The sequence below is a fragment of the Shewanella sp. 30m-14 genome (assembly GCF_052977125.1).
This window is the reverse complement of sequence record NZ_JBRILW010000004.1, coordinates 25,579-46,574: the sequence shown is the minus strand read 5'-3', so window position 1 is coordinate 46,574 and position 20,996 is coordinate 25,579. Positions and strand designations below refer to the sequence as shown.

19 protein-coding genes are annotated in these 20,996 nt (G+C 46.3%); 14 read left to right on the top strand and 5 right to left on the bottom strand.

Annotated features, from left to right (window positions below; genetic code table 11):
- Positions 1–169: 169 nt before the first annotated feature.
- The 3 genes from ACVBIU_RS04265 (at position 170) to ACVBIU_RS04255 (ending at position 3,272) form a co-directional block, all read left to right on the top strand.
- Positions 170–943 (top strand): PepSY-associated TM helix domain-containing protein, encoded by a 774-nt coding sequence (locus tag ACVBIU_RS04265; protein WP_447163161.1) that lies wholly within the window; start codon positions 170–172, stop codon positions 941–943.
- A 285-nt stretch (positions 944–1,228) separates the two neighbouring features.
- The gene (locus tag ACVBIU_RS04260) at positions 1,229–1,663 is read left to right on the top strand and encodes a GNAT family N-acetyltransferase (protein WP_447163160.1); all 435 of its coding nucleotides are present in this window, start codon (positions 1,229–1,231) and stop codon (positions 1,661–1,663) included.
- 436 nt (positions 1,664–2,099) lie between these two features.
- Complete coding sequence (locus ACVBIU_RS04255; RefSeq protein ID WP_447160951.1) at positions 2,100–3,272, top strand: sugar transporter; 1,173 nt, start codon at positions 2,100–2,102, stop codon at positions 3,270–3,272.
- 127 nt (positions 3,273–3,399) lie between these two features.
- On the opposite strand, the gene mrcB is transcribed toward ACVBIU_RS04255, so the two are convergent.
- Together mrcB and hrpB are read right to left on the bottom strand one after the other, a co-directional pair.
- Positions 3,400–5,763 (bottom strand): penicillin-binding protein 1B, encoded by a 2,364-nt coding sequence (gene mrcB / locus ACVBIU_RS04250; protein WP_447163159.1) that lies wholly within the window; start codon positions 5,761–5,763, stop codon positions 3,400–3,402.
- A 24-nt stretch (positions 5,764–5,787) separates the two neighbouring features.
- Entirely contained in the window at positions 5,788–8,292 is a 2,505-nt protein-coding gene (gene hrpB / locus ACVBIU_RS04245) for an ATP-dependent helicase HrpB (RefSeq protein ID WP_447163158.1), read from the bottom strand.
- A gap of 168 nt (positions 8,293–8,460) precedes the next feature.
- Between hrpB and thpR the strand changes: the two genes are divergently transcribed.
- A complete protein-coding gene (gene thpR, locus ACVBIU_RS04240) occupies positions 8,461–8,982 on the top strand; it encodes an RNA 2',3'-cyclic phosphodiesterase (RefSeq protein WP_447160948.1) in 522 nt (173 codons plus the stop codon).
- Positions 8,983–9,047: 65 nt separating this feature from the next.
- Complete coding sequence (locus tag ACVBIU_RS04235) at positions 9,048–9,359, top strand: hypothetical protein (protein ID WP_447160947.1); 312 nt, start codon at positions 9,048–9,050, stop codon at positions 9,357–9,359.
- A gap of 331 nt (positions 9,360–9,690) precedes the next feature.
- Here ACVBIU_RS04235 and ACVBIU_RS04230 read toward each other — a convergent pair whose 3' ends face one another.
- Both ACVBIU_RS04230 and pepB read right to left on the bottom strand, forming a co-directional pair.
- Complete coding sequence (locus tag ACVBIU_RS04230; protein ID WP_447163157.1) at positions 9,691–10,758, bottom strand: winged helix-turn-helix domain-containing protein; 1,068 nt, start codon at positions 10,756–10,758, stop codon at positions 9,691–9,693.
- Positions 10,759–11,029: 271 nt separating this feature from the next.
- On the bottom strand, positions 11,030–12,307 hold the full coding sequence (pepB, locus tag ACVBIU_RS04225; RefSeq protein WP_447160945.1) for an aminopeptidase PepB: 1,278 nt from the start codon (positions 12,305–12,307) through the stop codon (positions 11,030–11,032).
- A 302-nt stretch (positions 12,308–12,609) separates the two neighbouring features.
- Between pepB and sfsA the strand changes: the two genes are divergently transcribed.
- The 9 genes from sfsA to ACVBIU_RS04180 all read left to right on the top strand — a co-directional run bounded on the left by sfsA (position 12,610) and on the right by ACVBIU_RS04180 (position 20,095).
- The gene (gene sfsA, locus ACVBIU_RS04220) at positions 12,610–13,314 is read left to right on the top strand and encodes a DNA/RNA nuclease SfsA (protein WP_447163156.1); all 705 of its coding nucleotides are present in this window, start codon (positions 12,610–12,612) and stop codon (positions 13,312–13,314) included.
- Positions 13,315–13,473: 159 nt separating this feature from the next.
- Positions 13,474–13,917 carry an RNA polymerase-binding protein DksA gene (gene dksA / locus ACVBIU_RS04215; RefSeq protein ID WP_248998233.1) on the top strand — a complete coding sequence of 148 codons (444 nt, stop codon included), beginning with the start codon at positions 13,474–13,476 and terminating at the stop codon, positions 13,915–13,917.
- A gap of 54 nt (positions 13,918–13,971) precedes the next feature.
- A complete protein-coding gene (gluQRS, locus tag ACVBIU_RS04210) occupies positions 13,972–14,850 on the top strand; it encodes a tRNA glutamyl-Q(34) synthetase GluQRS (RefSeq protein WP_447163155.1) in 879 nt (292 codons plus the stop codon).
- 180 nt (positions 14,851–15,030) lie between these two features.
- Positions 15,031–16,335 (top strand): polynucleotide adenylyltransferase PcnB, encoded by a 1,305-nt coding sequence (gene pcnB, locus ACVBIU_RS04205; protein ID WP_447163154.1) that lies wholly within the window; start codon positions 15,031–15,033, stop codon positions 16,333–16,335.
- Positions 16,335–16,829 (top strand): 2-amino-4-hydroxy-6-hydroxymethyldihydropteridine diphosphokinase, encoded by a 495-nt coding sequence (gene folK, locus ACVBIU_RS04200; protein WP_447160941.1) that lies wholly within the window; start codon positions 16,335–16,337, stop codon positions 16,827–16,829. The genes pcnB and folK overlap by 1 nt, the downstream gene beginning before the upstream one ends.
- Before the next feature lie 135 nt (positions 16,830–16,964).
- Complete coding sequence (panB, locus tag ACVBIU_RS04195; RefSeq protein ID WP_447160940.1) at positions 16,965–17,759, top strand: 3-methyl-2-oxobutanoate hydroxymethyltransferase; 795 nt, start codon at positions 16,965–16,967, stop codon at positions 17,757–17,759.
- 64 nt (positions 17,760–17,823) lie between these two features.
- Positions 17,824–18,675 (top strand): pantoate--beta-alanine ligase, encoded by an 852-nt coding sequence (gene panC / locus ACVBIU_RS04190; RefSeq protein ID WP_447163153.1) that lies wholly within the window; start codon positions 17,824–17,826, stop codon positions 18,673–18,675.
- 489 nt (positions 18,676–19,164) lie between these two features.
- Positions 19,165–19,671: a DUF4124 domain-containing protein gene (locus ACVBIU_RS04185; protein ID WP_447160938.1), complete on the top strand. Its 507-nt coding sequence runs from the start codon at positions 19,165–19,167 to the stop codon at positions 19,669–19,671.
- A gap of 85 nt (positions 19,672–19,756) precedes the next feature.
- Positions 19,757–20,095, top strand: coding sequence for a DUF4144 family protein (locus tag ACVBIU_RS04180; protein ID WP_447163152.1), 339 nt, complete (start codon positions 19,757–19,759; stop codon positions 20,093–20,095).
- Positions 20,096–20,223: 128 nt separating this feature from the next.
- Here the strand turns inward: ACVBIU_RS04180 and ACVBIU_RS04175 are convergent, their stop codons facing one another.
- Positions 20,224–20,994, bottom strand: a complete 771-nt coding sequence (locus ACVBIU_RS04175; RefSeq protein WP_447160982.1) for an ABC transporter permease — start codon at positions 20,992–20,994, stop codon at positions 20,224–20,226.
- Positions 20,995–20,996: the final 2 nt, after the last annotated feature.

The following is a 20,996-nucleotide window of genomic DNA, read 5'->3' as shown; positions in this document are numbered from 1 at the left end:
GCAACAACATTTAACGGTTCAGTAGTGGCAGCGGTTGCTGTAAAGTAAATGAGCAGCATTCGTATTTAACGTCTTAACTGAGTATGCCCTAAGCAACCAATTAAGCAATGCGCCTTAAGCAACACAATGACGACTCATTAAAACAACTAGAAGGTCAACAGGCCCTAAAATGACCCGAAAACACCCAAATTTTAGAGTTAGACTATTACGTCAACTTCGCCCCTGGCACCGCAGAATCGGTATTTTTTCTACCTTGTTGGTTATTTTTATCGCTATCACTGGCGTGTTAATCAATCACAGCAATCACCTATCTCTCGATACCGCACATGTTAAGCAGACCTGGTTACTCGATTACTATGGGATAAAACCACCCACTGACGTTGCCATATACCAACTCAGCCCTTATCACCTCGCCAGCTCTGACAATGAGGTTTGGTTAAACGATAAGTTAATATTAGAAGCGGGCAGTGAGGTTTTGGCCGTCGCCGTCAACCAAGAGATGATTGTCGCCATCGATAGCCAACACCTGTATTTACTCTCCCCTCAAGGCGTATTACTTGAAACCCAAAGCTCAGCCACGGGGTTACCTGATCATATTCAGGCAATTGGATACAGCGAAGCGTGGTGGCTACAAACAACAAGTGGCCAGTATAAGGCCGATAACGATATTATCGAATGGACTGCGGTAGCGCCTTCGGCTGTTATTAATTGGGTTAGCCCTATAGATAACGCAGAAACAATCAAGGTTGCAGAGCAAATTAGATCGAGTCGGTTAACGTGGGAGCGGGTATTACTCGATATGCACAGCGGTCGATTCTTCGGTTCTCTCGGCCCTTGGCTGATGGATCTAGTGGCATTAAGTTTATTGATTATGGCGTTTACAGGATGCTATATCTGGTTACAGCAAAAACCGCCTAGAACAAGGAAAGGTCCTAGGCCCTAGGTCCTTCTTTGTAATGTAGGTCGGCATTTATGCCGTCAATCCAGGTATGTTTAACGGCAAGGCTGATGGGCTAAAGCCCAACCTACATCAGAAACACCATACACATCTTTGACTGTATAGCAGGACGAAGTCCGCTCTAGCCGCGAAGCGTTCTAGATTCTAGGTCTTAGAGAAAGCAGGTTATAGGAAGGGCTGAGACGGAATAGCACAAAGCTAAGATGGTTTAAGCTGAGACGGAAAACTAAAGTAATAACACTAAAATAGTAACGCAACTTGGAAGTTGAAATGAAAGTTAAAATAGATGTGATCCATGGCGAATCTCAGTCCGTATTTGATGCTTTGGTTGATGGCGTCAGGCAACACAACTTTGCCCATATGGGGCCTGAAACCTCCAAAGCTCTTTCGGTGGTTGCCCATGACTCTAGTGATAGTAGTGGCAGCGGCAAACTTATTGGTGGTGTTGCCGGACGTACTATTTACGACAACTTTCTAATTAACGTGGTGTGGGTCGATAAAGCAGCGCGAGGCACAGGACTTGGCCGCAAGCTTATGCTGCAAGCCGAGACTGAATCCAAAAAGCGCGGTTGCACTATGGCGCAACTCGATACCCTTTCTTTTCAGGCTCCGGTCTTTTATCAAAAACTCGGCTTTGAAATTATTGGCACTGTACCTAGCACCGCGAAAAGCCCCGAACGCTATTTTTTATTGAAGAGGTATTAAAATAAGGTTCTAGGAAAAGCAGGTTCTGGATCCTAGAGCCTTCTTTATAGTAGCTCGGCATTTATGCCGTCATTTCCCCTTTAGTTAATCCTCATCCGTGATGGGCTAAAGCCCAACCTACATTGAAAACACAATGCAGGCTCTTGCCTGTATAGCAGGACGCAGTCCGCTCTAACAGCAAAGCGTCCTCGCAGCGAGTTTACGAGTGCTCTAGGCTCTAGGCTCTAGGCTCTAGGCTTTTAGCTTTTAGGTCCTAGGTCCTAGGTCCTAGGTCCTAAATAATCCAAATAATATGCGTTAAGTCAAACTGTCTCACTGCTCACAAGTTAAACATTTTATATCTCACACCATCGCTAACCCTCTCGCCAAAAATCCGATTTGGGCGTAGACTTGCCGCCCTTTCAATTTTGATTTAGACCCGATGAAACCAGACCCGATGAAACAGCGCCTCCTCGCTTGGGCTCCAGTGTGGCTACTGGCACTAACGGCCTTCGTTTTTGTCTCTACTGAATTTGTTCCTGTAGGCCTATTATCAGCCCTTGGCCAAAGCTTTAATATGAGCGCGGTTGCTATCGGCCCGATGCTCACAGTGTATGCCGCCGTCGTTGCGCTGGCATCACTGCCTGCGGTGCTGCTGTTTGCACGCTTTGAGCGTAAAAAGCTGCTGCTTGGATTAATGTCTATCTTTATCATTAGCCATGGGATCTGCGTCTGGGCGCCAAGCTACGACATCTTACTATCTGGCCGCATCGGCATCGCCTTAACTCACGCACTCTTCTGGGCTATCGCTCCGGCGCTAGTGGTACGTTTAGCCCCTGAAGGACAAGGCGCAAAAGCGTTAAGTATCTTCGCCACTGGCTGCGTATTGGCGCTAGTACTTGGTATTCCACTGGGACGAGTAATAGGCCAATTAATCGGTTGGCGTAGTATTTTCGCCTTAATTGGCTTACTCACTCTAGGCATGATGTTACTACTGTGGCGCGGTCTACCAAACTTACCCGCAACCCATGGCGGTAGCTGGAGAAGCCTACCAAGCTTGGCTCGTAATAAAGCGCTACTCTGGCTGTATCTGTTAACCATGACACTCGTTACTGCACACTACAGCGTTTACACTTATCTTGAACCATTACTGCAAGAGCATTTTGGCTATTCGGCCAATATCACCACTATGATTTTGTTGATATTCGGTGCGGCAGGATTAATTGGAAGTGCGCTTTTTAGTCGCTATCAAGCACGTCATGCTCAACAACTGCTTACCTTAGCGATAGTATCGCTCGGTACTTGCATGGCAATATTACCTTTCATTGCGAGTCAGATCTGGTTATTGCTGCCACTGTGTATTTTATGGGGTACGGGCATGATGTTGATGTGCCTATCTTTACAATCAAAGGCGCTCAAGCTCGCGCCAGATGCTACCGATGTGGCTATGGCTATCTATTCTGGTCTATTCAATGTTGGCATTGGTGGCGGCGCTTTGCTGGGCAGTATCGTTGCGGCAAAATATGGTGTCGTTCAAAATGGCAACTGGGCCGCTTTCCTGGTGGCTCTAGCCATTATTCCCTTGATTTATCTACTAAGGGCTCGTCGTGTGCAAACGCTAGCAGGCTAGTATTACTCGATTCTACAAACAAAAATGGCCAGAGATACAAAGCATCACTGGCCATCTTCACTTTATTAGCTAATACCTTAGCGCTTGACCTATTAGTCACCTACGTATTAGTTATTCATCTAATCAGTTATCCACCTATCAGTTTCTTCCACCAAGGCAGCGGTTCACCGCAATTGGCCGCAGGTTGATAGCTGTCTCTAAGTGCTGGCACCTTTACCACATTGGCGCATTGTGGCTCTTGCGCTTTACCAGTGTCACGCTCAAAGTAGCCCTGCACAACCCCATCAACTGGCGCCATACGTAAGCTTAATGGCGCACGATGATTAAGAAATGCCTGATAAACCGCCATAGCGCCGCTACTGCCATAGAGTCCGGTTTTGCCGTTATCATCTCGGCCAACCCAAATGGCGGCGACATTGCGCTCATCGAAGCCGGCAAACCAGGAATCGCGCGAGTCGTTACTGGTGCCAGTCTTACCCGCTAGCGTCACATAAGGGAATGCATTACCCAAACGTCTAGCCGTACCTGACTCAACCACTTGAGTCATGGCATATTTAACTAAGTAGTTACTGGCTGCAGGAATACTTTGCACCGCTTGCGGCCTAGAGGCTGCCAGCGGCTGGTTTTGGGCATTCAATACCGTAGTCACCGAATTTAAGTGGCGGTAACGACCATCATCGGCAATAGTTTGGAACACCTGCGCAACCATTAATGGTGAGCCATTGACTGCGCCAAGTAGCATAGAAGGATACTCAGGGATCGTATCTTTCCAGCCTGCTTTATCTAGCGTGGTTGCTACACTACTCACGCCTATCGCCATGCCAAGGTTAACCGTCGGCACGTTCATCGAGTTCTTAAATGCTGTCAGTAAAGGCACTTGATCTCGAAACTTTTTATCAACGTTTTGCGGCGACCAGGTCTTGCCTTGGCCATTTTTCAGCGTAATGGGCTGATCTTTTAAAGGCGTCATCAAGTTATATTGCTTACCATCATTCAACGCTGTGGCGTACACAAATGGCTTGATCAATGAACCTATAGGCCTGCGAATTTCTACCGCACGGTTAAAGCCTTTATAGCTTGGCACTTTATCGCCCACCATCGCAGCAATACCTGCCGAATACTTATCGGTCAGAACCATACCCACTTGCAGACTTTTATCATTTTTACCCAGCTGCTTTAAGGTGTGTTCGACCGCCTTTTCTGCCGCCTCTTGCGCCATTGGATCTAGCGTGGTGTAGACTTTTATCCCTGACTCTTGCAGTAAAGCGTCACCATAGCGGCTAGCAAGTTCATGCTTCACCACAGAAAAGAACGCAGGCAGTTTCTGGTGCACTGACTTGTTGGCTAATCGAAGCCCCAAAGGCGACTCTACCGCCGCTTGATACTGGCTCACATTCAAGTCACCAGCTTCCATTAGCAAACGCAATACTAAGTCACGTCGCTCCTGCGCACGCTCAGGGTAGCGCCACGGATTGTAATAAGATGGCCCTTTAATCACCGCCACCAAAAATGCCTGCTGCGGTACCGTCAATTCTGCAATTGGGCGACCAAAGTAAAACTGCGAAGCTAAGCCCATACCGTGCACGCCACGGGCTTTATCTTGGCCCATATACACTTCATTGAGGTAGGCTTCTAAAATCTCACCTTTTTCATAACGAAAATCGATAATGATCGCCATCAGCGCTTCGCGCAGCTTTCGACTCAGTGAGCGTTCACTCGATAGGAAGAAGTTCTTTGCCAGCTGCTGAGTCAAGGTAGAACCACCTTGTACTGTGCGCCCTGCGCTGATATTCACCATAGCAGCACGTAATATGGCGAACGGATTAACGCCGTGATGCTCATAGAAACTGCGGTCTTCAACTAAGATAAGTGCGTTAACAATAGGTTGAGGGATCTTATCGGTCGCCACAAACAGTCTATCTTCACCATCACCAGTGATAATTCTGTCGAGCAGCACAGGCTCTAGATGGAATACGGCCAATTGACGTTGATCGCTATTGCGCGCTACAGATCCCACACCATTACTGTCGAAGGTAATCATCACCCTCTGCTCAGCTTGCTCGCCTTGAGGATGCAAAAATGGTCGACGCCATAGATCGATTTTAGTCTTGGATGCTGAAAACTCGCCGACCTGACGCGGATTAGCCACCTTACGATAGCCAAGCAATTTAAGCTCTGACATCAATTGGTCATGGCTCACTGCAGCGCCAGGATACAGCGCCATCGAGCGACTAAAGACCTGGGCTGGCAGATGCCATTTTTGCCCTTCAAACTTACGGGCAATAATTTGGTCAAGATAGATAGCATAAGATGCGATGATCACGGCTAAGACAAGGCCCAGCTTCCAGCTGATGGACCAGATTTTTTGCCCCCAACCACGACTCGTTTTCTTTTGAGTGGGCTTTCTTGTTGCTCGCGGTTTTTTCGCGACGGTTTTCTTCTTCGCCGGCGCTCTTTTAGCGCCTGTTTTAGGTGTAGCTTTATCTGTCATTATCGGTCCGCGACGTGCTCAAGCTTATTGCGAGCTAAACGTCTTCTTTTTAGTAAATTTGGTCGGTTGGGTATTGGCGGGATCATCGGGCCATAAATGCTTCGGATACCTTCCCTTCATCTCTTTCTTAACATGCTCATAGGGCCCTTGCCAAAAACTCGCAAGGTCAGCGGTTAACGCTAACGGCCTATGTGCAGGGGACAACAACTCCATCGTCACAATGAGTTTGCCCTGTGCAAGTATTGGGCTTTGTGGCATACCCAATGCTTCTTGTAGCCTTACGCTCAACAATGCGCGGCCGTTAGCATCATAATCGATGCGAACTTGCGTCCCTGTCGCCATTGGCCAGCTTCTTGGAAGTAACGCCTCAAGTTGCTGCTGCAACTCCCAAGGTAATAAATTAAGCAGCAGAGTATAACAATCTATTTGCTGTAATTGTGCCAAACTGCGCACGTCATCTAAGTAAGGGGCTAGCCAGTCATCAAGCTCATTTAGCAATGAGTCATTATCTAATGCTGGCCAAGCATGTTCTGGGCAGTACTGCGTCGCTAAGGCGACACGATTTTGCAATTGCTGACATTTGCTGTTGAAATTAACTAATGCCAATCCCTTTAATCTTATCTGCTCTAAAAGGGCGCCCTTTATTAACCGCTTATCGACGACTTTAATCGCCTCTTTGGTTAATAATATTTGGCCAACTTTACACTGTTTTTCAGCATAGAAACGCCCTTTTACCTCATCCCAGCCGCAATACTCTACGCTTTCAACCAAGCTGGCTAACTGGGTATCAAACAATTGCTCATTGAGCGATGCCGCTAAATATACCTTACCTTGGCTGCGACCTTCAGTTTCTTGCAGATCTGCAACCACTAACCAACTTGCCCCTGCTAGCGCATCTTCACTCGCCAGTTCAACACCACTACCGTTCGCCAATTGATATCCACTGACCCCACGGGCCTTGGCAATTCTGTCTGGAAAGGCAAAAGCCAGCAGCATGGCGATATCATCATTGCTGGCATGGCGCACCGCCTCGTTCAGATCAATGTTACCTAATGCGCCAAGATTTAAGCTACTGACCCAATTACGGATCTGCTGGCGTGTCTCACCCTGAATCGCTTCATTAAGATAACGGCTAATATCTGCACCTTGCCTACTACGACTACGTGACTCCAAGGTTGCCGCCAAAATGCAGGCGAGTACCGCGAGATTAATATCTTGCTGTTGCCCAGCTTGCTGCTTGGCAAGCAATAACATGTGCGCCAATCTTGGATTACAACCAAGTTGGTGCGCGGCGCGGCCGTGGCTGGTAATTGAGTGTGAGTCATTCACCATGCCCATAATTTGAAGTAAGTGCCAACTTACATTTTCATTTGCCACCGATGGTGGGGTGAGCATTGGCAGCTCACCTAAGGATTTAACGCCCCAATAGGCACCGTCGAGTACCATTGACAGCAGATCGCTATGAACAATCTCTGGCTCATCGGCTTTTAATAACCGCCCATGCTCCTCTTGGCTCCATAATCGAGTACAAAAGCCTGCCATAAGACGCCCAGCTCGGCCCGCACGCTGTGCTGCCGAGGCCTGACTGATGCGCTTTAGTGATAACCGAGTGACACCGGTTTTGGGGTTAAAACGCGCCTGGCGTTTATAACCGGAATCGATGACCTGAGTGATCCCCTCAATAGTCAGACTCGACTCTGCCACGTTAGTGGCAAGTACCACTTTTCGCATCCCGCTTGGCGCTGGGGCAATCGCCAGATCTTGCGCCTTAGCACTAAGGCTGCCATATAGCGGACAGATAATGATCGTTTTAGGGTCTAAACGTGCGCTCAGCATGGTGTGTAAGCGATTAATCTCACCCTGACCAGGTAAAAATGCCAACAACGATCCTTGTGAATGCTCATTAAGGCTATTGATGATCACCTTCGCCATATGGTCCAGCCAGTGACCCTGACTCGGAACACTGCTATAACTATGCTCAACAGGAAAGCTGCGTCCTTCACTGTTAAGCATTATGGCCTCAGGCATCAGCTTGGCAAGCGGCAAGCCAGACAGCGTCGCTGACATGGCGAGGATTTTTAAGTCCTCTCGAAAGCTCGCTTGGATCTCTAGCGCCAGCGCCAAGCCAAGATCTGTGGTGAGATGCCTTTCGTGGATCTCATCAAAAATCACCATATCAATACCCGTTAACTCGGGATCTTGCTGGATCATACGAGTAAGAATACCTTCGGTAACGATTTCTAAACGGGTATTAGCACTGACCCGCGAGTCACCTTTGACTCGGTAGCCCACCTCTTTGCCTAATTCACCTCCCCGCTGCTTGGCAATAAACTGCGCAACATTACGTGCAGCTACCCGCCGAGGCTCTAGCATTAAAATTTTACCGCTTATTTCTGGCCAATCGAGCATATCAAGTGGCAGAGCTGTTGATTTACCAGCGCCAGTAGGAGCTTCGAGGATCACCTGCTGCTGACACTTAAAAGCGTCACGCAATGGTTGTAGCAGTGCATGTATTGGTAATGAGGTCACGAGAAGGTCTTTTATACCGTTATAATAAGTTCATGCCATGAGTGATTCGGGAAAAATGCCCGTTAATCTGCATGAATGAAATGAAACCCATGCTCGCTAGTGTACTCTAAAAGCCACCTAGGGCTAAACGTATCATCGGCTTTAATACCTAAACTTTGAGAACCTTAAATGCCAGCGACAACTAAACGTGTATTCTTAGGCTTTAGCCTCAATGCCGCGCAAACTGAGCAGATAACGGCGGTCCAAGCTCAACTTGTCGATACGGTGAGATTAGTTCCGAGTGCTAACCTGCATATGACGCTCGCCTTTTTAGGCGCTGCCACCCCAAGTCAACTGCAAGCACTTATCGATAGTGTCGATAAAATGAGTAAACCTACGTTTAGCGTCACGCTCGATACCCTGAGCCATTGGAGTAAGCCCAAAATTATCTGCCTCAAAGGGGATGCGAGCGACAACGGCTTGCGCCAATTCGCCCAAGATGCGCAGCTCATTGCCGCAAAGCTTGGCTTACATTGTAGTGAGCACAGTTATAACCCCCACATTACTCTTGCGCGCAAGGCTAAAGGTGAAGCAAGAACAGTCGTTTATCACCCCATCTGCTTACAACCGTTACAATTGCATTTGTTTGAATCCTACCCCGGCACCAATGGGGTCGAATATCCAACACTCCAGCACTGGGATTTAGCTTAAGCCTTTGTCATCGATTCAATCTGAGCTACCCTATGCAGTATTAAGTTCTTGCTAATGAGATAACGATGGAAAACACCGAAATAACCAAAGCGCAACTGCTTGCTCTACTCACTTCTTGGAAGCTAGGTGAGATCGATGCCGAAGCACTACAAAACTGGATGGTAACTCACTACGATCCACCAGAAGTGAAAATTGGTACAGGTGAAGCCGAGTGGACTCAAGAAGCGATGAATATCGTGATGAATGAGTATGAAATTGCCAAAATCGCCAAGTTTAGATTAGACAATGCTCAATACGCTATCGACTTTGTTAATTGCAGTGAGAGCAACTTTAATCAAACTAAGCATCTATTTATTCATGATGGATTTATCGATTAAGCGTCTTAGCCAGATTAACAAATCTGACAAAAAGCAGACAAAAAAATGCCACCTGGTTTAGGTGGCTAATCGAAGAAGCTTTAGTGTCTAACCATTGATAATCATCAAATGAAGCTAAACAAGCTAAGATAAATAGTGAGCAGTTAGAGCCCTAAAATTCGTTACCAACTCAATTCATTCATAAAAAATTGTGGGCCACTCTGCCTGCAGACAAACGATAACTTGTCGTCGCTTGCTGATTGTTTGCTGTCTCTATTGGTACCATAGACTCCCTTAATGACCCACTTACAAACTTTGAAATAATCTGAAAAGTGTTGAATTCATTCCAACCCTATCGCTTTTCAGGCTCAAAATGAGCAAGCACCAAGTTATATAACGATTCAGAGTCGAGCACGACGGCCTGCCCGCCGCTTTTATAAATCGCATCCACAACCCCCGCCGACTCGACATAGGTGTATAGATAAAATGGAGTCTTATTACCACTCGCCCTAATCGATTGTAATAACTTGAGCCCAGCTAATGAGTCTCCGTGGCGGCCCATGTCAGAGATCACCGCTTGATAGCTATACATAGATAACAGCATTAAGGCTTCTTCCGAAGTCACAGTGTTATAAACACCGATCCCCTTTTGCTCAAAAAAAGCTTTTTCTAGCAAATTATTTTCGGGATGGTCATCAACCCACAGCACTCGCCCTATCGAACCATGTTGTTCACTGTAAACCAGTTGCTTTACGGGTTCATTATGCTCAAGGGTTACACTGTTACCATGCTCGTGACTTGGACGACTAACATGCCAAAACTGCAATATCAGACCGAGTAGCAACAAAAATGCAATGACAAGCTTAGCAACGTTCTCCCACCAAACTGGCAGCCAGTTCAAACCGGCCTTACGCTGCGGATGTGAAGCTGCAGGCTGCGGCTTATCTTCTGCACGTTCAACCGTTCCCTTTTGCTCTGCTTTATTAGCGCGCTGCTTGTGCAACAATGCTTGTTGCTGGCTTTGCTGTGCTAACTCTGCCTGCTTTAACTCAACCTGCTCTAGCTCAGCCTGTTCTAGCTCAGCCTTCTTTAGCTCAGCCTGAGCCATGAGCTGCTTGCCCAGCACCTGCTCTAAGCGATAACCGCGACCATGAACCGTATGAATGAGTGGGCCTTGGTAGCCAGCTTGGCTAAAGAGTTTTCGAGTATCGGACACAAGCTTAGATAAAGACATATCTGAGACGACCGTGTCTGGCCAGATCAAGCTTAAACAGTCTTGTTTACTGCAGTGTTCAGGGTAGGCCTGCGCCAAGGTAAGCAACAGAGTGATATTTCGTTCATCGATAGCCACACCATTGCCATCGATATACAGTTCTAATGCTTCACTGTCTATGGAGAACTCACTAAAACTCAGCATCATTGGGAGAAGAGCCTATGTTTTGTTGCAATGGTAGTTAAGCAACAATACTGCAACATAACACAAGATTTGGCAAAGACTGATTGCTAGGCCTTTGGTATTAGTGGTTGATTATTAACCGCTAACCACCAACTGCCACCACAAAAAGAAAGCCCCGCTATTGCGAGGCCTTGAATGGTAAGTCGTTGTAGTCTTAAAAATCGTTAAATCTTAATCAATCATCTTAATGGCACATTTAAACGACTCATTTTAGCAATGATCACAGCCTTACAAATTAGTCTTCAAGTAAACCCGCGATAGTCAACACCCCATGGGTCGTCGCGCCCGGAGACCAAAGGTGATCACCCGCATCAGAAAACGCCGAGGCTAAATCAATGTGCAACCAATTAGCTTGTGGCGAAACAAAGCGCCATAGGAACCCCGCTGCATTTGATGCACCGCCTGCTCCGCCGCCTTTCATCGGGCGACTGTTTGCCGTGTCTGCGTATGGGCTTGGGCAATTGTCTTTATGCCAAGGATCCAGTGGCAATGGCCAAACACGCTCACCCACAGCCAGTGCCTTTTGCTGTGCAAGCGCCAGCACTTCAGCCTTTGGCGAGAAAATCGCATTATAGTTAGTGCCAACCGCCATCACAGCAGCGCCTGTCAGTGTCGCAGCATCAATAATCAGTGGCGCACCGGTTTCTGATGCAGCTTGTAAACCATCAGCTAACACTAGACGACCTTCAGCATCGGTATTCACCACTTCAACTGTTACGCCATTTTTGTATTTTAAAATGTCACCTAGCTTATAAGCATGGCCACTAATCAAGTTTTCCGCGCAGCATAAAAACAGCTTAACGCGCTTATTAAGGCCAGATTTCATCGCAAGACCTAAGGCTGCGGTCACCGTTGCCGCGCCGCCCATGTCACATTTCATACCCAGCATGCCTTCTGAGCCTTTAATGCTATAACCGCCTGAGTCAAAGGTGATGCCTTTACCCACTAGTGCAACAGAGACTGGCGCGTCATCAGTTAATGGGTTGAAGTCTAACTCTAGTAATGCTGGCGGACGATCACTGCCGCGACCTACAGCATGAATACCAATCCACTTTTTCTCTAATAGCTCTTCGCCTTCAATAATGCGATAGCTCACCTTGTCGCCACCGATAGCACTGAGCCACTTTGCCGCCTGCGTTGCCAGAACAACGGGAGAGAGATTTTCAGGTGTTTCGTTGATCAACTGACGCGCAAAAGTGGCGCTTTCTAGGCGACTAGTCAGCAATGCCTGAGTGGCATCATCGCCAGTCCAGTGAATAACAGGTGTTGTCATTGCGGTAGCAAAGCCTTGGGCAAATGCCCACTGCAGATCTAACGTCCATAGAGCGCCTGTCAGTGCCACTTGAGTGACCCCTTGCAGTTCGAGTTTGCGTGCGGCTTGCTGAACATGAAGCAGGGCGTCGCCCTCAATCAAATGAATACAGGCAACGTCGCCTTGAAAGGTAACATCTGCTCTGCCCCAATGGGCTGCAGCAGCTTCGTGAGTTAGGGTGACTTTCATTAAATCTATCATTCTAGGTCCTTTATATGAATCTATGTTGCCAAGACTGTAGCTATGTAGCCTGAGTTTTCGACAACCAGCCTATTTTTAGTGCAAGCAGTCTACTGGATCCTTATCTATTTCTAAAGGCAGCGCTTCAAACTGCGCAGCTATAGTAGTGGAACTATTTAAAGACAGGTTAAAGCCCTTAATACAAAATGACTGCTGTAGAACCACAGCTACAAAACCACTGATACAAAGCCTTCGCCATCCACCGCCAACTTTAACCAAAACTCTGTTAACCTATCGCAAAATCATTCATATAAAGAAGCCTTATGCAATTTATCCCTAGCTTCGAAAGTGGCGTACTCATCCAACGTTACAAACGCTTTCTAACCGACATTACCCTTGATAACGGTGAAGAGGTGACAATTCACTGCCCCAACACTGGCTCGATGAGAAACTGTTTATTTGTAGGTGAAAAGGTGTGGTTCTCCGTGTCTGACAATCCTAAGCGAAAATATAGCCGTACTTGGGAGCTAGCCGAAACACCTGAAGGCCATATGATTGGCATTAACACTGGCCGCGCTAATGCTCTCGCAGAAGAAGCGATTAACAACGGCGTTATCAGCGAACTGCAAGGTTATGGCTCACTACGCCGAGAAGTAAAATATGGTAGCGAAAATAGTCGTATCGATATTCTGCTCGAAGATGCTGATAAAGCTAACTGCTATATAGAAGTCAAAAGTTGTACTTTATTAGAAGAGGGGCAAGGTTACTTTCCAGATGCTGTCACTACACGTGGGCAAAAACACTTGCGAGAACTGATGGAAATGGTCCAGCAAGGTCAACGAGCCGTATTACTATTTGTTGTTCAGCATTCGGGTATAAATAGTGTGCAAGCTGCGGCGCATATTGACCCAGATTATGCCGCACTACTTAGCGAGGCTCATGTAAAAGGTGTAGAGATAATCGCCTATAAAGCCGACTCATCGCCTATAGAGACACGTTTGGTTAAATCCTGTCCAGTTAGGCTTTAATTCAAAAGATAGGGTTGAAATTGTCCGTAATAGCGGACATAGTCAAAGAATAGACCCCGATTAACACAAATTATTTGCCTAGTATAAAGCTTTCTGGTATAGATAGCGGCCGTTATTAAATGACGCCCTACAACGCAAATGATTAACAGGAGATGCGTTATGCCTCAAGGCACTAGAAAACTTGGCGTGCTCGCTATCGCAGGTGTAGATCCTTACCAGGAAAAACCAGGTGAGGAGTACATGAACGAGGCTCAATTGGGTCACTTTAAGAAGATTCTTGAAGCATGGCGTAACCAATTGCGTGAAGAAGTCGATCGCACTCTTAATCACATGCAAGACGAAGCTGCGAATTTCCCAGACCCTGTCGACCGTGCAGCTCAGGAAGAAGAGTTCAGCTTAGAATTACGTGCTCGAGATAGAGAGCGTAAGCTTATTAAGAAGATCGAAAAGACAATGCAAAAGATTGAAGAAGATGATTTTGGCTTCTGTGAATCTTGCGGTATCGAAATCGGTATTCGTCGATTAGAAGCTCGTCCAACAGCCGATCAGTGTATCGACTGTAAAACGCTTGCTGAAATCAAAGAAAAGCAAATGGCAGGTTAATTTCTGTCTGAAGTGCGGAGCTTAGGCTCCGCTCTTTCGTTTTATTATCAGCACATGATTAATACGACTCCCTATATAGGCCGTTTTGCGCCGTCCCCATCTGGTCCTCTTCATTTTGGTTCATTAATCGCTGCCCTCGGCAGTTTTTTGCGTGCCCGCTCGCAAGGCGGAAAATGGCTGGTTCGTATCGAAGATATCGACCCACCACGTGAAATCTTAGGCGCAAGCAGTGCTATTTTGAAAACCCTTGAAGCCTATGGCTTAGAGTGGGATGACAGCGTGCTCTATCAGAGTCAACGCCTTGATGCATACCAAGCTAAAATTGAGCAGTTACTTGCTGATAATCAAGCTTATTACTGTCAATGCACACGCAAACAGATCCAAAGCATGGGCGGTAGTTACGACAGCCGATGTGGCACGTTATTACAGCCTCTGACACAAGGCGCGATTCGAGTACGTAATCCGTACGCAATCGAGCATTTTGTCGACCAGCATATGGGGCGAGTGTCAGTTGATAAAGGCTTTGCTAGTGAAGACTTTATTATCAAGCGTAGCGATGGATTATATGCTTATCAGCTCGCAGTCGTGCTCGATGATATTCATCAGCAAATTACTGAGGTGGTAAGAGGATGTGATCTGCTGGAGCCGACTTGTCGTCAAGAAAGCTTATATCAGATCCTAAAAACACCGGTGCCCAAATGGCTACACTTGCCGTTAGCCTGTGCAGAAAAAGGCAGAAAACTGTCTAAGCAAAATCATGCGGCTGCGATCGATAATTTACACCCGCAAGCCAGTATTAACGCGGCCTTAGCTTTTCTAGGCCAACGTCCGGTGACTATGGAGTCTCACGTAAGTAAGATGATTGAACAGGCCGTGAGTCAGTTTGATTTGGCCAAGGTGCCAAAACAATCGGAAATACTGCTTGATACGTGAGATCAATCGTATACTCATTAAGCTTTAATTGAGTTATCATAGCGCACTTGTTTTTACCCAAATTAAGATCCAAATCAGAGGTGTCCCATTTTTCGCCGTATTAGCCAATTCTGTAAACAGCTATTTGAAGATAGTCCAAAAGCTGAAGAACACACACAGACAGGTCTTAGTTTAGAGGTCGTGTCTAGAAATGCGCACGCTATTTCTCGCAAACAGATCAGTGACAATGCGATCAAAGTACTCTATAGACTGCACAAGTCAGGCTTTAAAGCTTACTTGGTAGGCGGTGGTGTACGCGATATTTTATTGGGCTTGCAACCAAAAGACTTCGACGTTGTTACCAATGCCACCCCTGAAGAAATTAAACGCTTATTCCGTAACTGCCGACTAGTTGGCCGTCGCTTCCGTCTCGCGCATATCGTTTTTGGACGCGATGTCATTGAAGTTGCGACCTTACGTGGCCATCACGTTGATAGCGGTGAAAAAATCTCAAAGACTAATGAGTCGGGTCGTCTATTACGCGACAATGTCTATGGCAGTATTGATGAAGATGCCGAGCGTCGTGATTTTACCGTCAACGCCCTGTATTACGATATCAGCGATTTCTCTATTCACAGCTACGGCGGTGGATTACAAGATTTAGAGTCTCGTACTATTCGCTTAATTGGCGATCCTGAGACGCGCTATCGTGAAGACCCTGTGCGTATGCTACGTGCAGTGCGTTTCGCCACTAAACTGGATATGACTATTGAAGCGAAAGCCGCAGAACCGATTAAAGGTTTAGCGGGTTTGCTTAAAGATATTCCAGCTGCCCGCATGTATGAAGAAGTACTGAAGATGTTTTTCGCCGGAAAAGCGCTGCAAAACTTTAATATGATGCGTGAATTTGGCCTTTTCGAACCGTTATTCCCATTAGTAGAAACACTGCTAAAAGAATATCCAAACGGTGAAACCGCTAAGTTAATGCAAGAGATGATGCAAAGTACTGATGAGCGGGTCGCCCAGGATAAACCGGTTACCCCAGCATTTTTCTATGCAGCACTGCTTTGGTATCCATTGAGCCAGCGTGCCGATGATATTGCAGTAGAAAGTGGCCTATCAACCTATGATGCATACACTGCAGCTATGGGTGATATTATGGAGCAGCAATGCCGCTCGATTAGTATTCCGCGCCGCTTTAGCACTGTAGCCAAAGACATTTGGCAGTTACAACTTAGATTCGAGCGTAACAAGGGCACCAAAGCTTATCGATTTATGGAGCACCCTAAGTTTAGGGCCGCTTACGATCTACTCTTGCTACGTGGCAATGCTGAAGGCGGCCTTACCGCTAAAAATGCTGCTTGGTGGAAGAGCTTTGTCGAAGGCAATGAAGATCAGCGCAATGTGATTGCTCGCTCAGCCAATAAAGGCGGCCGTAACCGTAATTCTAATCAACGCCGACGCCGCAAGCCTGGTACAAAACCGGCGCCAAATTCTGCAGAATAATGGCTCAAGTATATATTGCATTAGGCGCAAACTTAGCCGATCCGATTAGCCAGCTCAATAGTGCTTGTGAAGCATTATTGAGTTTGGCAAGTCCGGGCTCTCTTGTCATTTCTCCCTACTATCGCTCAGCCCCTATGGGAGATGTCGAGCAGCCTGATTACGTTAATGCTGTTGCTGGATTTCACACCCGCTTGCCTCCTATTGAACTCCTCGATGCATTGCAACATATTGAAAACCAGCAAGGCCGTTTACGCGCACTTCGCTGGGGACCAAGAACACTCGACCTCGACTTGTTACTCTATGACGATCAACACATCGATATTCCTCGCCTAGTGGTGCCCCACTATGGCATGCGTGAACGCAGCTTTGTACTGGTACCTCTGAGCGATATCGCCCCAGAGCTCATCTTGCCAGATAATACGCCGCTATCGAGTCTTATCAATAAGTCATTAAAAGCAGAGTTAGTATTGGCACAAGCGTCAACTGTGAAATAACAGACATTCAGTCAATGTTGATTTCTGCTAGTATGGCGAGCATCTGTTTAAATAAATATTCGACACCGAGATCATTGAAGTTGAGCCTTTATTGGCATATAACAACCTCACAAATTGGGTTTTAAAATTACCATTATGTCCAAAATTACAAGTTCTACACTGCGTACCTTTAAGCAAGAAGGTAAGAAATTCACTGCATTAACGGCCTATGATGCCAGCTTTGCTAGCGCGTTCGATAGTGAAGGTATTGACGTGTTATTAGTCGGTGATTCAATGGGAATGGTACTACAAGGACATAGCGACACCCTGCCAGTAACGGTTGACGATATTGCCTACCATACTCGTTGTGTACGTCGTGGTATTGAGCGTTCACTGCTGATCGCTGATATGCCATTTATGAGCTATGCCACGCCTGAACAAACCATGATTAATGCCACAACGCTGATGCAAGCTGGCGCTAGCATGGTTAAGGTTGAGGGCGGTAAGTGGCTGCTAGAAAGTGTCGCGATGCTGACTGAGCGCGGCATTCCAGTCTGTGCTCATTTAGGACTAACGCCGCAATCAGTTCATGTTTTTGGTGGCTTCAAAGTACAGGGTCGTGACGCCGATAATGCCCAGCGTATTCTTGATGAGGCTAAAGCCTTAGAATCCGCAGGCGCACAGTTGTTGGTCGTAGAATGTATTCCAGCACCGTTAGCAAAAGCGATTACTCAAGCACTTACTATTCCGGTGATAGGTATTGGTGCAGGTAAAGACACCGATGGCCAGATCTTAGTTATGCACGATGTACTTGGGATCTCTAGCGGCTATATTCCCCGTTTTTCTAAAAACTACCTCAAGCAGACCGGTGAGATCCGCGCAGCTGTTCGTGCTTATATTGACGAAGTGGCTCAAGGCGCTTTTCCTGGCGAAGAGCATACCTTTAACTAATTATCTGCTCCTAGTCCATCCACTGGGAGCGCATTTTCAAATTGAGTGTTAGAGCAGTAAAACCATGATCACGACTCAATCTATTTCAGATATCCGTGCGCAAATCAAAGCATGGCGTCAAAAAGGTGAAACCGTTGCATTTGTCCCCACTATGGGTAACTTGCACTTAGGCCATATCACCTTAGTCAAAGAAGCTAAAACCCGTGCCGACCATGTCGTTGCCTCTATCTTTGTCAATCCGATGCAATTTGGTCAAAACGAAGATTTAGATGCCTACCCAAGAACCTTGGCCAACGACCAAGCCGCATTGACGGCAGCGGGAGCCGAACTGCTGTTCACCCCAACGCCAGCCATCATCTATCCAAAAGGAATGGATGCACAAACCTATGTTGAAGTACCGAGTATTTCAGAGCAGCTTTGTGGCGCTAGCCGCCCTGGTCACTTTAGAGGTGTGGCAACTATCGTCTGTAAGCTGTTTAACATAGTACAGCCCGATATTGCGGTATTCGGACAAAAAGACTTTCAGCAGTTATTAGTGATCCGCACTATGGTTGAAGACCTCTCTATGCCGATTGAGGTTGTCGGCGTTGATACCATACGTGAAGCTTCTGGCCTTGCCATGAGCTCGCGCAACGGTTACCTAAGCGAGGAGCAAAAAGCTCAGGCATCACAGATTAAGCGCAGCTTAGACAAGATGGCCACGGCGCTCACTGCTGGCTTAGCAATTAAAGATGTTATAGCACAGGCGCAAGCCGAGTTAACCGAGGTAGGCTTTAAAAACGATTACCTTGATGTACGAAATGCCAATACTTTTGCTAGCGCGACTGCGGATGATAGCGAATTGGTCATTCTGGTTGCTGCCTATATGGGCTCAACACGATTGATTGACAATCTCGTCGTCAATTTGGCGAACTAACATTTATCTATCTGTGCTTGCAGTACTTGCGTTCAGTGCTTAAGTTCCAGTACTTGCGTTTAAGTGCTAGATTTAAGTGCTAATTTAAGTATCGGCCCATAAGCATTTTGATGCTGTGCAATTTAACGGTTCACAACTTAGTTTTGAGCCGTTTTTTATTGCACAAACATCAGCAGAGCTTGCCAAAAATGGCCATTCTCCACAGTTACAGCACCAATCACTAGATTAAAGAACCATCAAGCAATAGCTCCAAAAATCATCAAGTTAATAACTCATCCCTGCCTGCTATATAGGAGTTATCGATACTTTTAAAGTGCAATTTTTTAGTGTCAAAAAACTGGTGTTTTCAGTCAACTTAAGCCATAGTACGCACGTTGTTAATTTTTAAGTACTATTGTTAATCAAAAACAACCTGCACGCTAAATCAACATATATTTACTGATATCGACTAAGTACTGTTATCGACGGTCAATAAGGATAGTTAGCCGGATGGCGAGAGTAATTTTCACTTTAATTTGCCTGATTCTTACTGCTTCTGCACAGGCCAATAGTATTTTTAAGTGCATAAAAAACGACAAAATCGTTTTTAGTCAGCAGTCGTGTCCAAAAGAATTCCGTCAGCATAAAATCGAGTATCAGCTAGGGATCACCACTGAAACCGATTCAGATAAACGCACCAAAGTGCAAGATCCGCTACAAGCCTTACTTAACAAAAAAACCATCTCTAAAAAACGCTTACTTCAACTACTTGATAGCGAAGTGTATCGCCTACGCCAAGAAAACAGCTATTACGAAATACTCAGAGCCAGCGAATTGCAAAAACTTGAACGTGACCGTTATTGGCAGAAGAAACCACTTAATGATCCTGAATATGTAGCATCACTCAAAGAAATGAATCTACACTTCGACCAACTCGTGCAAGTTAACGCTGATGCCATTACCCTGCTTAGTGATAGAAAATCATTGATAGAACAAGAAACCACTGCAGCAAACTAAGCAGTGATTGCTATCATCTCTTACCTACATATTTAAACAACATCTTTTAATGGCCGCCCGAGTCGACGACAAGGAGACTTTTCAAATGGATATCCAATCCCTTAATTGGCCTATTTTGTTAAAACAAAAGCAGCAAGACGAGCTTTTCTACCTTGACTCTATAGATGACTATGCAGAGCAGACAAGCATGCTCGCTGAGCTTCACAACGCCATCTTTATCGATAGTGATGGCAAAAGCTATCAGCTAGATAAGAGTCATCACACGCCATGTTTGCATTTGTGTTCACCTCAAATCGATTTTGAGACCCTGATCCAATGGACACGTCTGCATGCTAGCCAAGCAGGACACTGCTGCACCAGTAAACTCAGTGCTAAGGATATAAGGTCATTGTTTGAGATTATCGCGTTTATCGAGCATCAATAAGCCAATACAAAGATCAATACTAATACCAACAGAAACAAAAACGCCAACAGCAAAACTGTTGGCGTTTTTTCAATCAGCATCTCAATTGCTATTATACCAATTGAGATGCTGTAATCGCTCAGCGCTGATCAACTTCTAAGGCCAATGCCGCGAGAGATCAAGTAGTAAGCCACACTCCACAAACCAACACAGAACCCCACCATCACAGCTACAGATAAGGGGATGCTCATATCTGCGTATCCCAAGAAGCCATAGCGAAATACGTTGATCATGTACACAACAGGATTAAGTGCCGACACGCCTTGCCAGAAATCTGGTAGCAGTGACAACGAGTAAAACACGCCGCCTAAGTAGGTCAAAGGCGTTAAAACGAAGGTGGGTACAATACTGATATCATCGTAACTCTTCGCAAAGACCGCATTGATTAAGCCGCCCAAGGAAAACAGTATCGACGTCAGCAACACAGTCACGACCACTAAACCTGCATGATGAATGGTGATATCCACAAAGAACATCGCCACCATGGTGACAATAGCGCCCACGCATAAGCCACGGGCAACACCGCCGCCGACATAACCGGCGATAATCACATAATGAGGCACTGGCGCAACAATTAACTCTTCCAGGTTTCGCTGAAACTTAGCGCTGAAAAATGATGAGGCCACATTAGAATATGAACTGGTGATCACCGCCATCATGATAAGGCCTGGCGCGATAAACTCCATATAGGACACCCCGCCCATATCACCGATCCGCTTACCGACAAGATTACCGAAAATTAAGAAATACAGCGTCATAGAAATAGCTGGCGGTACTAGCGTTTGTACCCAAATACGGGTGAAGCGGTTAATCTCTTTGGTTAAAATACTTTTAAAAGCCGTGAAATACAGCGCATTCATAT